Origin of the sequence: Mesorhizobium sp. M8A.F.Ca.ET.207.01.1.1, assembly GCF_004794715.1 — a bacterium.
GTDB lineage: Bacteria > Pseudomonadota > Alphaproteobacteria > Rhizobiales > Rhizobiaceae > Mesorhizobium.
Map to the genome: position 1 here is coordinate 241181 of NZ_SRUS01000001.1, position 19827 is coordinate 261007.

Below are 19827 nucleotides of genomic sequence, written 5' to 3' on the forward strand. Positions count from 1 at the left end.
CTTATTGGATGGTGTCGATTGCGTTGGTCGACGAGCCGAAGTCGCCGAGGGTGCGGAACGACAGGTTGAATCCGATGCTCTGCGTCACTTCCCTGGTGTTCAGGTCACGCGACTGCGCGTACGTCATCAGATAGGTGAAGCAGGAATCGTTGTAGGCGAAGCCCACCCCGTCCTTGACCAGCAGGCCCTCCTGCAAATCGTAGGTTCCTGTTCCGAACACGCGCCAGTTCTCGGCAAGATGTGTCGATGCGCCGAGCGTGACCTCGTGACGGTCGGTCGTGAACCCATAGAGCGGCTGGGCCTGGATGAAGGCATACTTGGCGCTCAACGACACCGGCAGGCCGGAATAAGCAGCTTTCAGCTCGGCGCGGCGGATCTCGAAGCTCTGTTCGTCGAAACGGCCGCTGACCGAGGCCGCGAAGCCATTGGGACTGGTTATGCCAAACAGGCCGACATAGTCGGACTTGGTCGTCTCAAGCCCTGAATTTGCGCCGACATTGACCAGATCGGGTGCCGCAAAGGAGTTTTCGCCGCCAATCTGATAGGACTGGCCGAAGATCGCATTGGTGCCCCAGCCGTTGATGTAGGAGCCGGAATAGCGCAGGCCGACATTGGCACGCGAGCCGCCCTCGATGCGGTCGTAACCGGAGAACTTGTCGCGTTCGAACAGCGTGGTTGCATCGAAAACCATGCTTTGAGCGTCTTCGTTCGGAATGGAGAGGCCGCCGACATACTGTTCGTTCGGGCGCAGGAACACCTGAGCCATCGGCTCGACAACGTGGCTCGACCCGCTGGCCAGCGAGAACAACAGCGGCCAGCTCATCTCGAGCCCGGCGGTCGCCATGTAGCGTGCGAAGGACGAGCGCATGTCTTCGCTGGTATGTATGTCAGGGTTGGCGGCCATCTCCTGAATGGCCGCGAGCGAAGCCGATGACGCGCGGACGTAGTCAACATCGCCCTGGAATGCCAGCAGTGGTGTCAATACCAGCCCATCATCGGTAACGAATGTCCGCTTCCATTCGGCTTCGGTGGTGAGTCTGCCAGACCCGCCCTCTATGCCACGGACACGCTGTGCCGGCGTGGCAGAATCGTATGGCGTGTTGAAAGCTTCGTCGAGATCTTCGCGGCGAATGACTCGCGTATTTACGTTGAACGACAACTGGCCGCCGGCGACCGATGTGTCGGGGATATAGGCATAGTCGAGCGAGGGCAGCACCCAAGGCTGCTGGCCGCTTCGCGCCGCGGCATTTTCGTTGGGCGTATCTTCCTGGACCTCGAAATGCATGGCGCGCACGTCGAAATAATTACGGTCATTAAGGCCGGTCAGGTAGACGGACGACTGGTGAACGTAGGCATTGTACTTGGCGATGTTGTAGGTGTTGGAGAAGTTCTTGTCGGTCTGCAGCAACACGTCCCAGCCGAAATTCCAGCGTTCGTTGATCGCGAACTGCCCCTGCGTGCCCATCATGCCGCGGAACTTGTTCGGATCGCCCACCGCGCCGGAATCGATATTGTGACCAGCGGTCGAGGGGAAGGCCGCGCCGTCGATGAAGGCGTCCGGATCCTGCTGCTGAATGCCGGCGATCTTGAAAGTGTATTCGCCATTGTTGAAGCGCTGGCGCCATTCGGCTTCGCCGAGGAAGCCCTGCTTGGTGTAGCCGCTTCCGGTCACCGTCAGGTCATATGTCGGCGAAAGGGCGAAATAGTAGGGGATCTTGACGCTGTACCCCAAGTGACTGTTGTAGCCGATACTGGGGATCAGGAAGCCGCTCTTGCGCTTCACCGTCGGGTCGGCGATCTCGAACGCCGGCAAGTAGGCCAGCGGAAACCCGAAGAACTCGAAATTCGCGTTCTCGAAGCGAACCGTCTTCTTCTCGCCGTTCCAGATGATCTTTCTGGCTTTGACGCGCCATGTCGGCGCCTTGTCGGGCTTGTCTTCGCATGGTTCGCAGGCAGTGTAGACACCATTGTGGAAGGTGGTCAGCACGCCGCCCATGCGTTCGGCGCTTTCGGCGGCGAAATAGGCCTTGTCGACGGTTTCAACGCGCAGCGCGTTGACGAAGCCGTCTGCGAAATCGTCGGTGATGTCGATGTGCTGCGAATTGATCTTGGTGCCGTCGCTGTTGACGATCTCGACATTGCCGCTGGCAACCATTCGCTTGGTGTTGCGGTTGTACACGACCTTCTGGGCGACGAGGCGGTTGCCGCCATAGTCGATCTGCACGCCGCCGATGGCGGTCACCGTCTGGTTGTCGTTGTTGTATTCCAGCGTGTCGGCGGCGAGCAGCATCTGCGAGCCGGACGGAACCGTGGTCGCCATGTTGCCGACATCCTGCGCGAACGCCGGCAGCGGGACGCCGCAGGCGACCAGGCACGCCAAGGCGCTCGCCGCATAGAGGCGCGCCAAACGGGCCTGCCTGTCGCTGGGCAAAAACGCCTCCCTCACTAGCCGTCTTCCTTGTATAGCAGGAAAGTCACCCCGAAGAACATAGCTACCACGACCGGCACCCAGGCGGCTATGGCAGTCGGCACGAACCCCGCCACGCCGAACGCCTTCACCAGCACCGAAACGACATAAAGCAGAAACCCGGCAACGACGCCACCCAGAATCATCGTTGCCGACTGCCCCATTCGCGCAAATCGCATTGAAACTGTTGCCGCAATCAGCGTCATGGCGACGAGGAGAAACGGCAACGCCACCAGCGAATCAAACTGCATGGCAAAGGCATTTGCCTTGAGGCCGAAGGAACGGGCAACCTCGATTTTTCCGGGCAGGTCATAGAAGGGAATTGTCTCCGGGCGCGCTAGCCGCTCCTGCACGAATTCCGGCTTCAGATTGGTCGGCACACGATCGTTCGCGACGGGCTGGATGGTGCCGTTCCTGAAGATCTTCACATCCTGCAATTCCCAATAACCGTCGCGCAGGTAAGCACGCGCCGCATCCTTGCGCTCGACGATATTGCCTTGCTGATCGAGGATGAAAAAGACCGCGTCGGCCATCTCCAGACCCTGGTCGAGGATGGCCCGCGCGCCGATGATCGTATCGCCGGAACTGGTTTTCTGGCGAATCCAGGGAGCGGCGTCGGCCGAAACCGTGTTGGATTTGCCGGAGCGCAGCTGCGTCTCGATCTGTTCGGACAAGGAGAAGGCGTGCGCGGCGAGCGGGTTGATGATTCCGACCGAGACGGCGCCGAACAGCAGTGCGCCGATGCAGCACGGCAAAAGGAACTGCCAGGCGGAAACGCCCGCGGACCGCGCGATGACAAGTTCGTACCGCCGGTTGAGCGAAACCAGCGTCGCCATCGCCGAGAACAAGCCGACAAACGGCACCGTCTGCAGCATGATCATGGGCATTCGAAGGCCGGAAATGGCCATCGCCGTGCCATAGGTGAACCCTGGCAGGCCGGTAGTGCGGCCGGACAGTTCGGTGAAATCGATAAGGAATACCAGTGCCAGAAGGCCGAGGAAGAACCAGATCGTGATCGCCACGTAGCGGAAGAAGAAATATCGACCCAGAGTCCAGCCCATCAGCCGACCCCCTGGCCTGAGGTGTCGCGCCTGGAGAGACGCAATTTGAGGGCATTCCAGCCATCACCGATTCGGCTGGCCAGGTTTGTCATCCAGTCCGCCCAGGCAACCGGCAGTTCCATGGTCCGGTTCGATACGATGAACCAGATCGCCACCGCGGAAGCCACGATCGGCACGCCATAGACCATGTAGGCATATTGCGGGACCTCATCGGCCTTGCTGGCGGCGAAGAAACCCAGCCAGCGCACGAACAGCGATATCGCGATGGCGGTGATCAGCGGATTGACGCGCGCCTCGCGATGCGAACGCGCGTCTCCCGCCACCGCGAGCGCGATCAGCGCGAAAACCATGGAGTAGGTCCATTCCGAAAACCGCTGGTCGACCTCGGCCCGGTACTCCTGGGGACTTTGCTGGTAATTCTTGTCGTTAGGACTTGGATTGAGCAGGTATTGGGTGGTCTGGTCCTTTGGCAGGAGCGTCACTTGGTTGGCCGCCGACATGAAGGCCGACATGTCGAAGGCATAGGACGTGAACCGGATGACACTGAGGTCGCCCGTCAGCGTTTTGCGATGGATGACGCCGTCATTCATCATCAGCACCTTTTCGCCGCCGCGTTCGATGATGCTGCCGGTCTTGGCATAATAGACGAGATTGACGCCTTCCTCGCGCGAATCGGCGACGAAGATGCCACCCAGCCGGTTGTCGGGAAGCCGCTCGCCAATCTGCAGGAACAGTCCGTCCTCGATCTTGCGGAAGGTGCCTTCCTGGATGATCAGCGACAAAAGGTCGGCGCGCGACTCCGCCACCAGGGCGCGGTTCTTCTGTCGTGCATAGGGGTCGATGCCGTTGTCCACGGCGAATGAAAAGACGCTGGCGGCCAGCGCCAGCAGCATGATCGGCCGCACGATGGTCCATCGTGAGGCTCCCGATGCATTGACCACCGCGAGTTCCGAATCCGAATTCATCACACTGAGCGTCTGGGCGACCGCCACCACGAGCGCGAAAGGCACGACGATCGGAACGATGGAGGGGAGAATAAGGGACGCGACCTCGAAGAAGGTCAGAGCTGACTGACCGCTGTCGGTGACCAGGTTGATCTTGGCCAACACCTGCGTCGTCCACACGATGGCCAGCGTCCAGACCAGTGCTGCCAGGAAGACCACGAAAGTGCGGCGCATGATGTAGCGTTCAACGACCTTCATGAAGGCTTTACTCGATTTTCTCGAACGGCATCATGCCACCACGCTAAGGGTAGCTGTCCGGCGACGCCCGCACAACTGGCTCCGTTGGGCTGCATTAGGCAGGCGATCCGGTTCCCGTCCCACGTCGCGTGCCGCAGTAGGCCGGAGTGTCGGCGGCAATGGATAAGAAAGGACGAACATCGATGGTTAACAACAGGTTGCGGCATGAAGCGGAGCCGTTCCGCGACGAATCGCCATCGATTCCATGTCTCATATGGGTAGCCATTTTGGCAAAGTCTTGCCAAATGCCGGAAAACGACCAAATGTCGCGGATCGCTTCAAACCGCTTCGCGCATCACCGCGCAATCCCCGAAAGCAGGACATGATGAACCCGAGACCGTCGATCGCCTTTGCAAAATTCGCCGCGCCCCAGACGGCGGCGAACAGAAAGGGCACGGTCTTCGTGCTGTCGGCGGATGACGGTGGCCTGAGCGATATGGCCAGGGCTTACGATCCGGGCAAGACGCTGGATCGGGCTTTCCCGGTCGCCGAATTTACCGGCAAGTTCGCCGGCACTGTCGAAATCCTGGCGCCCGAAGCAACATCGCTCGACAGGTTGGTCGCGGTCGGCGCAGGCAGGGTGTCGGGGCTCGACGAGTATGCCTGGCTGAAGCTCGGCGGCACCATTGCGGCATCGCTGCGCAAGGCAACCGACGTGGCCGTGGTGCTCGACCTGGCCGGTGCCTCGCCCGATGGCAAGGACGCCGCGAACCTTGCGGCCGGCATTCTCTTGCGCGGCTATTCCTTCGACAAGTACAAGACCAGGAAGGATAAGGACGACGGCCAGGGCAGCGGCAAGGCCGATCCGAAAAAGCCGGTCAAGGTGACCATCCATACCGCCGATCCGGTGGGCGCCAAGAAAGCCTTCGCCGATGCCGAGGCGGTGATCGACGGTGTGCTTCTGGCACGCGATCTGGTCAACGAACCGGCAAACGTACTGGGACCAGTCGAATTCGCCGCCCGCGCCAAGGAACTCGAGGCGCTTGGCGTCAAGGTCGAGATCCTGGCCGAAAAGGAGATGAAGAAGCTCGGCATGGGCTCGCTGCTCGGTGTCGCGCAGGGCTCGCCGCGTGGCGCCCGTATGGCGGTCATGCAATGGAACGGCGGCAAGCCCAAGGACAGCCCGGTCGCCTTCGTCGGCAAGGGCGTTACGTTCGACACCGGCGGCAATTCGATCAAGCCGGCGTCCGGCATGGAGGACATGAAGGGCGACATGGGTGGCGCTGCCGCCGTGACCGGGTTGATGCACGCGCTCGCCGCGCGCAAAGCCAAGGCCAATGTCGTCGGCATCATCGGTCTTGTCGAAAACGCGGTCGACGGTCATGCCCAGCGCCCGGGCGACATCGTCACCTCGATGTCGGGACAGACCATCGAGGTGCTCAACACCGACGCGGAGGGGCGCCTCGTTCTGGCCGACGCGCTGTGGTACTGCAACGACCGCTTCCAGCCGAAATTCATGGTCAACCTGGCGACGCTGACCGGCGCCATCATGGTTGCGCTCGGCCTGCATTATGCGGGCCTGTTCTCCAACAACGACGAACTGGCGCAAAGGCTGACCGCGGCCGGACAGTCAACGCAGGAACGGCTGTGGCGCATGCCGCTCGGCGCCGAATACGACAAGCTGATCGATTCCAAGAATGCCGACATGAAGAACATCGGTGGCCGCTACGGCGGCGCGATCATCGCCGCGCAGTTCCTGCAGCGCTTCGTCAAGGACACGCCCTGGGCACATCTCGACATTGCCGGTACCGCGATGGGCTCGCCATTGAACGAGATCAACCAGTCGTGGGGTTCGGGTTTCGGCGTACGGCTGCTGGACCGGCTGGTGCGTGATCACTACGAAAGCTGACGTCGATCCATGGCCGATGTGCTGTTCTACCATCTGACCGAATCGACCCTGGAGGATGCGCTTCCGGGGCTGCTCGAGCGCAGCGTCGATCGCGGCTGGCGCGCCGTGGTGCAGACCGGCACCGAGGAACGGCGAGACGCGCTCGACCAGCATCTGTGGACTTTCCGCGATGATTCCTTCCTGGCGCACGCGACCGATCGCGAAGCCTACCCAACTGAACAGCCAATCCTGCTGACCACCGGCGCCGGCAACCCCAACGAGGCCAAAATCAGGTTCCTGGTCGACGGCGCCGCCCCGCCCGACCTCGGCGGTTACGAGCGTGCGGTTTTCCTGTTCGATGGCCATGACGCGGCCCAGGTCGAGATGGCCCGGGCGCATTGGAAGACGATGAAGGACGCGGGCCACGCCGTGACCTACTGGCAGCAGACGTCAGACCGCCGCTGGGAACGCAAGGCCTAGTTTAGAGCAATTCCAGGAAAACTGTGCACCTATCCAGGGAAAGCGCGTAGCGCACTCCATAGGGAGGTGCGTAAGAACCAAGGGCTGGAGCCGTTCGGCGTTTCCCCGAAACGATGAGCATCTCCAGCCCAGCGTCGCGGGTGACAGTTCTAGAGCCTTGCCTTGATTCGGCTCTGTTTCCTGGTGACGTAGTCGCCGTATTTCAATTTCATGAACTCGTCCGAGCGGTTCCGATGCGGGCTCCTGAAAACGTACCATTCGCCATCAGGCGATTTGCGCTTGTAGATCGCCTTGCCGGTCTGGCGATGCTCGAAGCAGGTCATGGAGCCCTTCACGCCCCAGGCGCCGTGCCATTGCGCGCGGTAGCACAACTTGCCGCCGCCGGGGATGAACCATGTCCCGTCGCCATAGCCCGGCTGGCCCTTTTCGGTCGACCAGGCGTTGAATTGCCGCTGCCTGACGGCAAAGAACGCGGCCCCGTGATTGCCCCACATCCACGAATGGTTCTGATAGATTTGGTAGACGCCTTCGTCGGGCACCACGGCGCCCTTTTGCGCCTGCTCGGCGATTTTGGCCGCAGTCTCGGCTGTCGCAGGGACCTGTAAGGCAAGAACAAGAACGGAGCAGGCGAACGCCGCTCCGACACAATTACCCAGCACTCGTTTCACGGGACTACTCCACAGACTGATTCACGCCACGCCTCAACCATCATGCCGAAACACTGGTCCGGCATGGATGCCAATCAAACAAGAAAGATGGAGATCCATCCCGATCGTGTCGGGACGCATCGAACGGTGCGTCTACGGCAGGACGTGCTGGGTCACCCTCCAATCGGGCAGACCATAGCCCCCCAGCCACGGCCACACTTCTTTCTGGTTGAAGTAGACAACGGACGTAAGCGCCGGGAACTCCGCATAGGACTTGCGGGAATCGTCCTGCCACTTCGAAACATAGTCCTGCTTGCCGACATAGCCGAGTTCCGCCACCACGATCGGCTTGTTGAAACCCGCCACGCGGTCATAGCCGGGTTTCAGCATCTCGGCGAACGTACGGTCGCGACCGGCCTCGTCATTGTCCTTTTTCTGCAGGCCGAACACCGACAGGCCGATCACGTCGACATAGTCGTCACCGGGGTAGTATTTTTCCAGGCCTTCTTCACCTTTGGGCGACCACATGTATTTGGCCGCGGGCGCCGCCTTGCGGCAGATATCGACTTCGCGCTTGTAAGCTGAGATCCAGTCCTTGGGAGCCCAGTTGGCCCAGGTGAAGCGGCCGTTCTTGTCTTCCATTTCCTGCGCCCAGCGAATGGTTACCGGGCTTTTCATCTGTCCCACCAGGCCACAGATCGCCTGCATGTTGGCATCATACCTGCCGCCCAATATGCCGTCACGCAGTTCGGGCGGGGTGATGCGCCAGTCCTTCGACCAGGTCCACGGCTCGATCGTGATCAACAGCGAGCGACCGCGCTCCTGGGCATAGGTGTCTGCCAGAGGCAGCGTCGATAGATCGACATCTTCCCAAGGCAGGAACAGTTCCTCGATGCTGGCGGTCTTGTCATTGGTGAAATCGCCATACGGATCGTACGAGCCGAATGCCGACGCGGCGCTGCTCGTCTGGACGGGGTCTGTCGCGGGGGCGGAACCGGCGCTTCCCGCGGAAGGAAACGCGGCACTTCCGCCCAAAGCCAGCGCGACTACAAGTACATTTGCTGCGGAGTGTTTCATCGTTGACCTCCTATGGCCTCAGCTTCCCATGGAAGCCAAGGCTTCGCCCGCCGCATCGATGCCTGATCGACACGACTACCCAACACCGATCGGGTCTATTGGCGGAATCTGCGGGATTTCGGAGCGACCATTGGCGGGTGTGCCAACCTGTGCAAGGGGCCACCCAAATTATCTCTCAAGGCGCCGACACTGAGGAGCTTCAGAGAGAAAGTTCGCCGCGATACTCACAAATTCGCGTCAATATTCCGATATATCATCCCTGGCTAATTTAAGAGCCGGACCGGACCAAGAGTCAAGAACAATTAACGATCGGTTAACCTTGGCGCTCGCAACATGGTTAACGCTGCCCGGCGGTGCAGCCTCCAGATCGCCTTGACCCCGGCGAATTCTCCAAAGCGCAAAAAAGTGCGGTTCATCATTCCGGCATGGGTCGACGGCGACTCTTCGGCGGAATACTTGCTGCGATTCAAAGGCGTTAGGTTAACCAGTTCTCAAGAAAGCCAGTTAAGGATCGGTTAATTTAGTTGACTCTAATGAGATGTGGAGGGATTCTGAAGCCGACCTGAAAAGCGTGTCGGCCGTCGTTCGGCTGATGCTCGGAGTGGCGGCGGTAGTTGTATGAGTGTTTCCGCGAACGCAGGGATCATCAGTCCCAAGACCAGGCCGACCCGGCCGCGTGGGAGGATGCGCGCCAACGCCGCGGCGCAGGTTCCTTTCCTGGTGCCCATATTGTCTCCGGTCCGGCAGTGGATCCTGCGGCTCGGCCTGGCCTCCTGGTTCGTCACTCTCGGCTTTTTCTGGATCTGGTGGCTGAAGCCGGACCATATCGGATACCTCGGGTCATACATCTTTGCGACGCTGGTGCTGGCCTGGCTGACCTTGATGCCGATGTATTTCCTGCTCAACGTGCACGCTTCGAGGAAGCCATCCAAGCTTGCCAGCATCCCGAAGCGCTCGCGGGTCGCCATGGTGGTGACCAAGGCGCCGTCCGAACCGTTCGCCGTGGTTGCGCGCACCTTGGAAGCAATGCTTACGCAGGACTATCCGCATGACACCTGGCTGGCCGACGAGGACCCGTCCGACGAGACGGTTCGCTGGTGCGATGCCCACGGCGTGTTCATTTCGACGCGGCGCGGAAGGGAAGACTACCACCGCAAGACTTGGCCGCGCCGCACCCGTTGCAAGGAGGGCAACCTGGCGTTCTTCTATGACCACTACGGTTATGAGCGCTACGATTTCGTCGCCCAGATGGATGCCGATCACAGGCCGACGCCAACCTATCTCAGGGAAATCCTTTATCCTTTCGCCGATCCGGCGGTCGGCTATGTCTCGGCGCCGAGCATCTGCGACAACAATGCCGCCGAAAGCTGGGCAGCGCGTGGCCGGCTGTTTCCAGAAGGGATGTTTCACGGGCCCTTGCAGTCCGGCCATACCGGTGGCGGCGCGCCGCTTTGCATCGGCTCGCACTATGCCGTTCGAACCAAGGCGCTGAGGCAGGCGGGCGGTCTCGGTCCGGAGTTGGCCGAGGATCACTCCACCTCGATGCTGATCAACGCCGCCGGGTGGCGCGGCGTGCATGCGCTCGACGCCATCGCTCATGGCGACGGCCCGCAGACCTTTGCCGATCTCGTCACCCAGGAATTCCAGTGGTCGCGCAGCCTGATGACGATCCTGCTCGAATACTCGCCCACATATTTTCCCAAATTGCCCTGGAGGCTGAAGTTTCAGTTCCTGTTCTGCCAGCTCTGGTATCCACTGTTCGCCATCTTCGCATTGCTGATGTACGTCATGCCGATGTATGCGCTCTTCACCGGGCGCAACTTCGCCAACGTCATGTATGCCGACTTCCTTCTTCACTATCTGCCCAACGCCGTTGCTCTGGTGGGCCTGGTCATGATGCTGAAGGCATTCGGCCTCTCTCGGCCGCTGACGGCCAAGACGATAAGCTGGGAAGGCACGCTGTTTCTTTTCTTCGCACGCTGGCCTTGGGTACTGGCCGGCACGCTATCGTCGCTGCGCGATTATCTGACCAAATCCTTCGTCGATTTCCGTGTCACCCCCAAGGGCAGCGGTCCCAAAAGCCTGTTGCCGGTCCGCGCCTTCGTTCCCTATGTGGCGCTGGCCATCGGCGCGGCACTGCCCGTGTTGATAATTGAGCACCCTTTCGACGCGACCGGCTTTTTCTGGTTCGCGGCGTTCAATGCATTCCTCTATGGGCTTTTGGTGGTGGTGATCGTTTCAAGACACGTCATCGAGAACAAGATCCCGTTGCGCGCCAATGCCGCGAAGATGACCTTGCAGGCCTCGCTCGCCGTGCTGGCACTCGCCGTGCCGGCCGTGGGCTTCTACGATCGCGGCATGGAAGGCGTCTACGGATTGCAGCAGGGCGCCGGCGGCTTGCGTATCGTGCGCATAGCCTATGTGATTTCCGGCGCCGGCCAGGGTAACATCGGTGCCCGCAATTTCTACTTCGATCCGGGTTGGGAAACGCCGCGCTGACGTTGAAGAGGCGCGCGCGACAACGCTTCCCGGAACATTCGCCTTGTGAGCCGGCGGCCGTCCGCGCAACCCCGGCGCAGTCTCAATAGATTCAGTTTTAATAATATCCGATCGAGTGCGGACAGACCGTGCTCATCATGTCGCTTGCGCGATTCTTAATAAGTATCCCCTAATATAAGATCATGATGCGAGCGGCGTGAGGCTGCTAGCGTGGCGCGGAACACAAAATAACCGACAATATATCCCCGCGCTCCAGTGGCTTATGTTTTTGCAGGGGACGTCGATGAAAACATATATTGGAAATGGGCCAAGGATCGGCAAGAAATATGCCTGTGCATTCGCAGCTGTTGCATTGATCTCGATGGTGTCCGGTTGTCAGAGTATGGATGCGACCAAGACCGGCTCGATCAGCACCAGGCCGGAGGCTCATATGCTTGGCCAGAAGGCTCAGAAGAAACGGTTGCATCTGGTCGATCGCAAATCGCTCACGCGGATCACCAGCGTGACACGCACGAGAGAGGAGGCCTATGCGGCTTTCGTCCGGCCGCAGCGGATCGGCAAGACGGCGCCCGTGAAGGTTTCCTACAGTTTGGGCAATAGCGGACCGTTGCTCGGTCACTCTCCCTGGATTTGCGGCCCGAGCGGCTTTGGCCAGCGCGCCAGCTGCCGTTCGCGGTACTGAAGCAATTACGGGAACAGTGTGTAACGGTTTTCCCGGGACAAGCGCGTAGCGCTTGCCCTTGCGAAACTGCCTGGAACAAAGAGATGGATTGGTTCGGCGTCCTCTTTGAAACTGTGAACCGTTCTAGAGCGTCAGACCTGGAAGTGGCGGCGTGATTTGACTTATGCAGCCGCCGCTCCGTTCCTCGCGGGGGGCGCGAGCCGAGGGCAAGAGGTTGGCGAGGGATTGCGCCTGACCTCTTGCCCGCGGCCGCCATTCCTGGCGATGGCAATCGGCGGACGCTGCCATTCTGTCCCTCGATCGGCACTTTCCGCCTGAAACCGAAATCCCTGTCCGGTATTCCGATCACGTCACGACAAACGGGCGGGGCGGTGCCAGCCGCTATCATTGTCTTCCGGCGCCGACCGCGGCCGCGCGACGTAGGCCGACGATCCGTTCGCTTCGTGATAGACGCGTGCCAGCATTTCCGCCAGCACGCCCGACGTCACCATCTGCACCCCGGCGATCAGCAGGAAGAAGCCGGTGAACAGCATCGGCCGTGTTCCGATGGCTTCCTCGAAAAACACCTTCAGACAAAGCAGATAGGCAAGGATCAGCGAACCCAGCGCGCCGAGCACGATGCCGATACCACCGAAGAAGTGTCCGGGCCGCGTGCGATAGCGCATGAAGAAATACATGAACACCAGATCGAGCACGACTCTGAAGGTGCGCGAAATGCCGTATTTGGACTGGCCGTGGATGCGGGCGTGATGCGTCACCACCTCCTGCGCGATGCGTCTCGGGGTCGTCACGGTAGCCAGCCATGCCGGGATGAAGCGGTGCATCTCGCCATAGAGCTTGACGCTGCGAATGACGCTGCCGCGATAGACTTTGAGGCTGCAGCCATAGTCCTTGAGGCGCACGCCAGTGACGCGCGCGATCAGCGCGTTGGCGATGCGCGAAGGGAGTCTGCGCATCAAAAGCCCTTCCTGGCGGTCCTTGCGCCAGCCGACCACCAAGTCGAGGTCCTCGCTCAGCAGGCGGTAGACCATGCGCGGGATGTCGAAGGGATCGTTTTGCAGGTCGCCGTCGATCGTGGCGATGACGTCGCCGCGTGCCGCGTCGATGCCGGCCTGCATCGCGGCGGTCTGCTTGTAGTTGCGCACGAGTTCGACCGCATGCACATGCGGGCCGTAATGCGCCGCCAGGCGCCTGATCTCGCTCACCGTCGCGTCGGTGCTGCCGTCATCGACCAGCACGACCTCCCAAGGCTGCTCATAGCGCTCCATCGCCTGGTGAATGCGTGTCAGCAGCGGCTCGACGTTTTCGGCCTCGTTGTACATGGGAACGACGATGGACAATGTATGGTCCGGCATCACCACGCCGTCAGGCAGCCCCGAAGCAGGGATAGGTAATACGGTCATAGGGATGGCTTCCTTGCAGATCCGGCGGCCGGGTTCCCCGGCAGCGTCGATTTCGAGGGAAACAGCCAGGCAATCGCGCCCGTGACGACAGCTGAGCACAGGATGAAGAGGTGCAATGCCAGCGCCGCCTGCAAGCCGCTCTTCATCGCAATTCCGGAAGTCAGCAGCGCCGCCGCCGCCGCCGCTTCGTAGGTGCCGAAACCGGCGACGCCTTGCACCGGCAATATCGCGGCGCCTTCGGCGCCGACGACGCCTGGAAAGGCGGTGGTGAACGATGTGCCAAGTATCAGCGCCAGCAGCCATCCCTGCACGGCGAGCTTCAGCGACCAGTTGGCGATCGTCCACCACCAGCCGTAGCGCGAGCGCCCCGTCGCCTCGGTGAAGATGTCGCGAAGCAAGCCGAGCTTGGCCACGATCTTGCCGCGCCCGGCCCAGTCATGCGGCGCGCGCGCCCAGCGCGGCAGGTACCATGCCACCGCGACCAGGACGGCCACGCCCGCGACCCTGATCGCCGGATGCAGGCCTGGCCACACCGCCAACGCCAGCACGCCGACGACGAAGGCATCCTGCAGCCTGAACCACAGCAGCGAGGCGCTGGCGCGCATGAGCGGTACGCCGAAGATCTGGCGCAGGAGCAGAGGAAAAGCCGTCTCGCCGCCGCGGAAAGGGACGACGTTGATCATCGCGTTGTGGATCAGGATAACGCGCAGGCAGGCGCCGAAACGGCCTTGCACCTCGTCGCGGAACTCGTCGCAGACGCGCAGCGTTCGCAAGACATAGGTGACGAAAAAAGCGAGCGTCGCCACCGCGAACGTCCCGGGCGTGACGCGGTCGAAGGCGTCGCCGACCGTCCTCCAGCGCGAGTCGCTGGCGAGCCAGACCAGCAGGGCCAGCGTCGCGACTATCGAGATTGCTCTTTTCAACCAATTCTCCGCTGGTTTTCGCCGCCTCGTCCGGGCGGCGGCAATGCGTGGTGCCCGGATGCCTATGGCGTCAACCGGAATCGGCGCCTGGCCCACCGCCTTGCCGAACTCCCGCGGACGAAATGCGGAGCCGTCGACTGCTGGGACCATGTCCAAAACCCACGGCCCCCGACCGTCGCGGCTCTCAAGGGCGGGTGATCCTATAGACCAGCAAATCATCGGAATCCACAAGCTTGGTTCCGGTCTTGTCCAGATAGTCGATGACCCCGTCATGATGCTCGACGAACAGCAGGTCTTGCTTGTCGGCGGCGTTCTTGGCCGCGCCGAACAGATCTGCGCCTTGCGCGCGCAACTCCTCGAGCTGCGCGATCGCGGTGTCGTCGTCCGCGACGAATTTCGACCATTCGACATCGCCGCCGCCGGGCGGGAATACCCAGCCGCGCGCCCTGCTGTAGTAGACAGCCACTGGATCGCCGACCTCGGGCGCTATTGCGACGACGAGGTCACCCGGTTGTGCCAATCTCGCCAGTTCCTCGCCGAGCAGCTTGCCATTGATGGCAACCGGCTTCTTCATTGTCTTGACGAGGGGAAAGGTCGACCACACGAGCGTCACGGCCACGATACAGATCGAGCGCAGGACCATGGCCGGCGACGGAGCGTTGCCCCATGGCAGCGTTGCCAGGACCAGTGCTCCTCGGCCGCAGAACATCGCCAACGGGACATGGAAGATGTGGTAATTCCAGGGATTGCTGGTGATCTCGCGCGCCGCCGCCAGATAGACGGCCATGGCCGCCACCAGCCAAACATAAGGAATGGCCGAAAGTGTACGTTGTTTCTGGTTTTCGGCGGGGGGCGGCATCCAGAAGCCCACCGCGATCAGCACCATGAACGGATAGCCGTAGAACCACCAAACCGAGGTGTTCCACACCGATTTGAAGTAGAAGCTCTCCTTGAAGAATGTCCAGAAACCGGAATCCCAGATATAACCGCTGCCCGCGACATGAAATGGCGGATAGGTTCGGCCGAGATAGATCGCCCAGCTGAAATATGCGGCGATGATGGCCAGGCTCAAAAGCCCTGACAGGAACACCCTGGTCGCTTGCTTTCGCTTCTTCTCGACAATCCAGCAAACCATCAGGTAGAAAATGACGGCGCCGGCGGCGAGCCCCGGCGGTTTCGCCAGCACTCCGAGCGAGAAACTGACGGTGGCAACTGGCAAAAGCCAGCTGCTGCCGCCGGCCCAGTACCTCGCGAAAAGCCAGACGCCTGTTGTCACCAGGGCCAACATCGACGGATCTGGAAGAAACGAGCTGTCGATCATGATCGCCGCCGGCATCAGCGCATAGGCAAGCGCCGCCGCATGGGCATGCGTTTCGCCCCAGCATAGCGCCGTCAACCTGTGCAGCGAAAACACCGTGACCAGGCCGAAGAAGGCCGCAACCATGCGGCCAAACCAGTCGTGCCAGCCGAAGAGTTGGTAGAGCAGGGCGGTCAGATAGCTGACGATCTGGAACTCGCGGCCCTGATAACTCGGCCCGGGCCCGGTCCAACTGACCTCAGGGAAGAAGATATTCCAGCTGCGCTGTTGAAAATTGTCGGCCATCATTGCTGTGCTTGTCTCGCGCCAGCTGAAGACGTCGACCAGCGGCAAGGTTATGTTGTGGAACCTGAACACGATCGCGATGAACAGGATCCCCAGCAAGATAGCCGTGTCGAGGTTCAGGTAATTGCGAGCAGCCGAGCCCCAAGCAGTCGGCTGCCGCGGGTATTGCTGAACCTCGGCCTGATTTAGTTCCGGGTCGGCGCCCATTTGAAACCGCATCCTCTCTGACGGATGTTGCTTTTACACGCGATTGTCAAAGGTGAAGGAGTATACGACGCAATCCTTAATTTTGGCGAAAGCGGGCGTCGCGAAAGTTGACATCGCAGCTCCCGCGGCTGTTAAATAGTTCACAGGCCTGTCGCGCCGACAGCGCTGCCTTGGGCCACAATACAGACATGCCAACGCCGATTGTACCGATAGCTCCGACCAGCTTGCCGCCGCTTGGCGTCGACCATCCGCCACACAACGAACCTCGTCGGACTGCAAGTTTCACGCCGCTCCTGTTTCTCCTGGCCTTCTGCGGTCAGGTGGCCCTCGCGGGAGCGACCCACGCGGCGGCCGCCAAAGACGGCGCACCTGCAAAAGCGGACAGTGCCACTGTGCCAACCCCCTATGAGTTGCAGCTTCTGTATGCCGATCGCACATGGGTGTGGAAAAACGGAGCGGCCTATTTCGCACGGGGCAATCGACGCCTCGAGGCCTGGACGTCGGGGCAGGATTCAGCCTCTGTCGCCGAGGGCAGGTGGCTGGTGACCAAGGACGGCAAGATGTGCATGGATGTCGCCTGGCGATCCAAGAGCTACAAGGGCAAACAGCAGCGTACCTGCTATAGCCATCAGATCAAGGATGGAACCATCGAGCAGCGCAAGGATCCGGACGGGGAATGGTACAGTTTCAAACGAACTCCCGAGGATCCCTCCGACGAACACCGAAAATTCGAACCTGGTGATACCAAGGCCGCTCAGTTTGAAGAGGCCCGTAAGTTGGTCGATTCCAAGAATTAAGGCTGGCCAGGCTGGGCTCACGGCATGACGGGAAACGCCGTTCCTGGCTCCGTTGGCGCGTCCCCATATGGCATCGGTGACGGCGTGTGCGGCGTGTCGGAGTCAGGCAGGCTGCTTTTGCCGGGCCTGTGAAGAAGCTTGCGAATCGCTTATAAAAGCGCGGAGCAGTCCGGCAGGAATTGCCGTCGCACCGACCGCCAAATGGTCGCATTCGATTCCTCTCTGACAGAACGACGAGACGATGGGTACACCACCATACGGCTTTCATGAAATTTAATAATTAGTGATGTCTAATATTCTTGTGTGATGTGCGAGTGGTCACTGAAACGACGTGAGGCGGCGCAGGCGTCGCAACGCGTCCTGGCTTTACTCAAAGGCAAGGGACACATGGCGAACAATTCCGCAGCGGGCGTATTTCGCCCAAGCAAGAAAGCCCTCTCTATTGTTGTGGTGGCGGTGACCTCCCTGGTTGCAGGGTGTCAGGTCATGGATGCGACCAATACCGGTTCCGTCATCATCACGCCAGCCGTGCACCCGGTCCAGAGCAGGCCTCCAGTCCAGCCATTCCAAGGTGGATATGTTGTGCAGTCGCTCAGGGCCGAGCCCCAGGTCCTGATGACAAGCACCACACGGACCACTGAAAGAACTTACGCTTTTGCACCGCCGCCGGTTACAACCCCGACGTTGGGACCTGCGAAGGTCGCTTTCGATCCCGTCGATGGCGCTACGTTCTCGGGCGGTTCGCCCTATGTCTGCAGTCCCAGCGGATTTGGCCAGCGCGCCAGTTGCCGAGCCCGCTCTCTGTGATCTATCGGGCAGATGCTGCCGCCTTGCTTGGCGGCAGTGTCTCCGGTTTCGTCCGCAGCCCGAAGAATGGGGCGGCCGTCCTGACGATCGTGTCGATGTCGGAAAGCTCAGGCACAAAGCCAAGATGCGCGCGCGCCTTGCTCGGATCGGCATAGAGTTCGGCCGGGTCCCCCGGGCGCCGGGCCCTGAAGACGGCCGGGACCGGTCTTGACGTCACCCGGCTGACCGCCTGGACAATCTCCCTGATGGATACGCCTTGTCCGGTGCCGAGGTTGACCGCTAGGCCTTGTCCTCCGCCTTCCAGGTGTTGGAGAGCTTTCAGGTGGGCGCGAGCCAGGTCGCTGACATGGATGTAGTCGCGCACGCAAGTCCCGTCCGGCGTCTCATAATCGGTGCCGAAGACCTCGATTTCATCGATGATGCCTGACGCCGCCATCAGAACCCTGGGAACCAGATGCGTTTCCGGCGTATGCCACTCGCCGAGTTCCCCGTCGGGATCGGCCCCACAGGCGTTGAAGTAGCGCAGGATGGCAAACTTCATTCCGTATGCGGACGCATAGTCGCCGATGATCTGTTCGCCCATCAGCTTGGTACGGCCATAAGGGCTGATCGGATTTTGCGACGAACTCTCGCGAACGGGCAATGCTTCCGGCACGCCGTAGGTGGCGCAACTGCTGGAGAAAATGATGTTTTCAATGGCGTGCGCGCGTGCGGCATCGAGCACGGCGATGGTGCCCGCCACATTGGTCGAATAGTATTCGGCCGGCTGCTGGACGGACTCGCCGACATAGGCCAGCGCCGCGAAGTGGATGACAGCGGTCGGCTGGTACGTGGCGATAGCCGCCTGCATTGCGGCATGGTCCCGGATATCGCCGACGACAAGCGGCCCCCAGGCGACGGACTTCTCGTTGCCGCGGGATAGATTGTCGAAGGCCACGGGCAGGTAACCGGCGGCGGCAAGCAGTTTGCAGGTGTGGCTGCCAATAAAGCCGGCTCCCCCTGTTACCAGGATTGCTTTCCCGGTCATGAAGCCGCCGCGGCGCCCTTGGCCAGCCGCCTTCCGTAGAGCAGGGTGTCGAAATAGTCGACGGTATGCGCGAGCCCCTGGGCCAAATTGATCCTCGGCTCCCAACCGAGATTGTTCCTGGCGAAGGAAATGTCCGGCTTGCGCTGCCTGGGATCGTCGATCGGCAGTGGCCGATGCACGATCTTCGACCTGGAATTGGTGTAGCCCACGACCAGCGTCGCGAGTTCCATGATGGTGAATTCGCCGGGATTGCCGAGGTTGACCGGGTGGGTAGGGGCACTCGGCGCGTTCATCAGCCGCATGAAGCCCTCGATCAGGTCGTCGGCGTAGCAGAAGGAACGGGTCTGCAAGCCGCTGCCATAGACGGTCAGGTCTTCGCCGCGCAACGCCTGGACGATGAAGTTCGAGACGACGCGCCCGTCGTCGGGCTGCATGCGGCGGCCGTAGGTGTTGAAGATGCGGGCAACGCGAATATCGAGGCCATATGTCCTCGAATAGTCGAAGAACAGGGTTTCGGCCGAGCGTTTGCCTTCATCATAGCAGGACCGCGGTCCGTGCGTGTTGACATTGCCGAAATAGCTTTCGGGTTGCGGGTGCACGAAGGGATCGCCGTAGACCTCGGACGTGGAGGCCTGGAATATCTTGGCGTTGTTGCGACGCGCCAGTTCCAACAGGTTCAGCGCGCCAAGCACGCTCGTCTTGAAGGTATGGATCGGATCTGCCTGGTAGTGTGGCGGAGAAGCGGGGCAGGCGAGATTGTAGATCTCGTCGAACCGGAGGTCCAAGGTCAATGGATCGACGATGTCGTGCTCGATGCAGCTGAATCTCGGATCGTGCAGCAGCGCATTGAGATTGTATCTTTTGCCGGTATGGAAATTGTCCACCGCGACGACGTCGTATCCCTCCTGCAAAAGACGTTCGCACAGGTGCGATCCCAGGAAGCCAGCGCCCCCAGCGACCAGAGCCCGGCTTCGGTTGTGGCCCTTGCCGTTGCCCTTTTGGTCGTTCCTGGAACCAAGTTTCAGAACCTTTACGATCTTACTCATGCATTCCTCCTACGCACCGCACACGCTACCCC

15 protein-coding genes are annotated in these 19827 nt (G+C 60.9%); 5 read left to right on the forward strand and 10 right to left on the reverse strand.

What is annotated here, in order from left to right; translation table 11 throughout:
• Position 1: 1 nt before the first annotated feature.
• From EN850_RS01145 to lptF, 3 genes are read right to left on the reverse strand one after another with little or no spacing between them, the layout of a single operon-like run.
• Positions 2-2446 carry an LPS-assembly protein LptD gene (locus EN850_RS01145; RefSeq protein WP_189590936.1) on the reverse strand — a complete coding sequence of 815 codons (2445 nt, stop codon included), beginning with the start codon at positions 2444-2446 and terminating at the stop codon, positions 2-4.
• Complete coding sequence (gene lptG / locus EN850_RS01150; protein WP_189343640.1) at positions 2446-3531, reverse strand: LPS export ABC transporter permease LptG; 1086 nt, start codon at positions 3529-3531, stop codon at positions 2446-2448. The genes EN850_RS01145 and lptG overlap by 1 nt, the downstream gene beginning before the upstream one ends.
• Positions 3528-4730: an LPS export ABC transporter permease LptF gene (gene lptF / locus EN850_RS01155; RefSeq protein WP_127276079.1), complete on the reverse strand. Its 1203-nt coding sequence runs from the start codon at positions 4728-4730 to the stop codon at positions 3528-3530. The genes lptG and lptF overlap by 4 nt, the downstream gene beginning before the upstream one ends.
• 364 nt (positions 4731-5094) lie before the next feature.
• Here lptF and EN850_RS01160 point away from each other — a divergent pair, with 364 nt between their 5' ends.
• Positions 5095-6618 (forward strand): leucyl aminopeptidase, encoded by a 1524-nt coding sequence (locus EN850_RS01160; RefSeq protein WP_136090432.1) that lies wholly within the window; start codon positions 5095-5097, stop codon positions 6616-6618.
• A 9-nt stretch (positions 6619-6627) separates the two neighbouring features.
• The gene (locus EN850_RS01165; protein ID WP_127276081.1) at positions 6628-7077 is read left to right on the forward strand and encodes a DNA polymerase III subunit chi; all 450 of its coding nucleotides are present in this window, start codon (positions 6628-6630) and stop codon (positions 7075-7077) included.
• Positions 7078-7226: 149 nt separating this feature from the next.
• On the opposite strand, the gene EN850_RS01170 is transcribed toward EN850_RS01165, so the two are convergent.
• Both EN850_RS01170 and EN850_RS01175 read right to left on the reverse strand, forming a co-directional pair.
• Entirely contained in the window at positions 7227-7745 is a 519-nt protein-coding gene (locus EN850_RS01170; RefSeq protein WP_127871440.1) for a DUF995 domain-containing protein, read from the reverse strand.
• A gap of 132 nt (positions 7746-7877) precedes the next feature.
• Positions 7878-8801: a glycoside hydrolase family 26 protein gene (locus EN850_RS01175; protein ID WP_127871441.1), complete on the reverse strand. Its 924-nt coding sequence runs from the start codon at positions 8799-8801 to the stop codon at positions 7878-7880.
• 618 nt (positions 8802-9419) lie between these two features.
• On the opposite strand from EN850_RS01175, the gene EN850_RS01180 reads away from it, so the two are divergent.
• Both EN850_RS01180 and EN850_RS36995 read left to right on the forward strand, forming a co-directional pair.
• Complete coding sequence (locus EN850_RS01180) at positions 9420-11300, forward strand: cellulose synthase catalytic subunit (protein WP_136090433.1); 1881 nt, start codon at positions 9420-9422, stop codon at positions 11298-11300.
• A gap of 430 nt (positions 11301-11730) precedes the next feature.
• Positions 11731-11982, forward strand: coding sequence for a hypothetical protein (locus EN850_RS36995; RefSeq protein ID WP_246689121.1), 252 nt, complete (start codon positions 11731-11733; stop codon positions 11980-11982).
• Positions 11983-12332: 350 nt separating this feature from the next.
• Here the strand turns inward: EN850_RS36995 and EN850_RS01190 are convergent, their stop codons facing one another.
• From EN850_RS01190 to EN850_RS01200, 3 genes are all read right to left on the reverse strand, one after another.
• Positions 12333-13337 carry a glycosyltransferase family 2 protein gene (locus tag EN850_RS01190; RefSeq protein ID WP_210237984.1) on the reverse strand — a complete coding sequence of 335 codons (1005 nt, stop codon included), beginning with the start codon at positions 13335-13337 and terminating at the stop codon, positions 12333-12335.
• 44 nt (positions 13338-13381) lie between these two features.
• On the reverse strand, positions 13382-14308 hold the full coding sequence (locus tag EN850_RS01195) for a lysylphosphatidylglycerol synthase domain-containing protein (RefSeq protein WP_127871443.1): 927 nt from the start codon (positions 14306-14308) through the stop codon (positions 13382-13384).
• A gap of 184 nt (positions 14309-14492) precedes the next feature.
• Positions 14493-16118 (reverse strand): glycosyltransferase family 39 protein, encoded by a 1626-nt coding sequence (locus tag EN850_RS01200; RefSeq protein WP_135883309.1) that lies wholly within the window; start codon positions 16116-16118, stop codon positions 14493-14495.
• Positions 16119-16306: 188 nt separating this feature from the next.
• Between EN850_RS01200 and EN850_RS01205 the strand changes: the two genes are divergently transcribed.
• Entirely contained in the window at positions 16307-16915 is a 609-nt protein-coding gene (locus EN850_RS01205) for a DUF995 domain-containing protein (protein WP_167531201.1), read from the forward strand.
• An 808-nt stretch (positions 16916-17723) separates the two neighbouring features.
• Here the strand turns inward: EN850_RS01205 and galE are convergent.
• Positions 17724-18749 carry a UDP-glucose 4-epimerase GalE gene (gene galE / locus EN850_RS01215; protein WP_136090435.1) on the reverse strand — a complete coding sequence of 342 codons (1026 nt, stop codon included), beginning with the start codon at positions 18747-18749 and terminating at the stop codon, positions 17724-17726.
• Positions 18746-19795, reverse strand: a complete 1050-nt coding sequence (locus tag EN850_RS01220) for a UDP-glucuronic acid decarboxylase family protein (RefSeq protein ID WP_135883306.1) — start codon at positions 19793-19795, stop codon at positions 18746-18748. Before EN850_RS01220 ends, galE begins: the two co-directional genes overlap by 4 nt.
• Between the last annotated feature and the right edge of the window lie 32 nt (positions 19796-19827).

Bases quoted from the DNA above. Each gene is read 5' to 3' on its own strand.
- lptF (WP_127276079.1), bottom strand. From the start codon at position 4,730: ATGAAGGTCGTTGAACGCTACATCATGCGCCGCACTTTCGTGGTCTTC.
- EN850_RS01160 (WP_136090432.1), top strand. From the start codon at position 5,095: ATGAACCCGAGACCGTCGATCGCCTTTGCAAAATTCGCCGCGCCCCAG.
- EN850_RS01165 (WP_127276081.1), top strand. From the start codon at position 6,628: ATGGCCGATGTGCTGTTCTACCATCTGACCGAATCGACCCTGGAGGAT.
- EN850_RS01175 (WP_127871441.1), bottom strand. From the start codon at position 8,801: ATGAAACACTCCGCAGCAAATGTACTTGTAGTCGCGCTGGCTTTGGGC.
- EN850_RS01180 (WP_136090433.1), top strand. From the start codon at position 9,420: ATGAGTGTTTCCGCGAACGCAGGGATCATCAGTCCCAAGACCAGGCCG.
- EN850_RS36995 (WP_246689121.1), top strand. From the start codon at position 11,731: ATGCTTGGCCAGAAGGCTCAGAAGAAACGGTTGCATCTGGTCGATCGC.
- EN850_RS01190 (WP_210237984.1), bottom strand. From the start codon at position 13,337: ATGCCGGACCATACATTGTCCATCGTCGTTCCCATGTACAACGAGGCC.
- EN850_RS01200 (WP_135883309.1), bottom strand. From the start codon at position 16,118: ATGGGCGCCGACCCGGAACTAAATCAGGCCGAGGTTCAGCAATACCCG.
- EN850_RS01205 (WP_167531201.1), top strand. From the start codon at position 16,307: ATGCCAACGCCGATTGTACCGATAGCTCCGACCAGCTTGCCGCCGCTT.
- galE (WP_136090435.1), bottom strand. From the start codon at position 18,749: ATGACCGGGAAAGCAATCCTGGTAACAGGGGGAGCCGGCTTTATTGGC.
- EN850_RS01220 (WP_135883306.1), bottom strand. From the start codon at position 19,795: ATGAGTAAGATCGTAAAGGTTCTGAAACTTGGTTCCAGGAACGACCAA.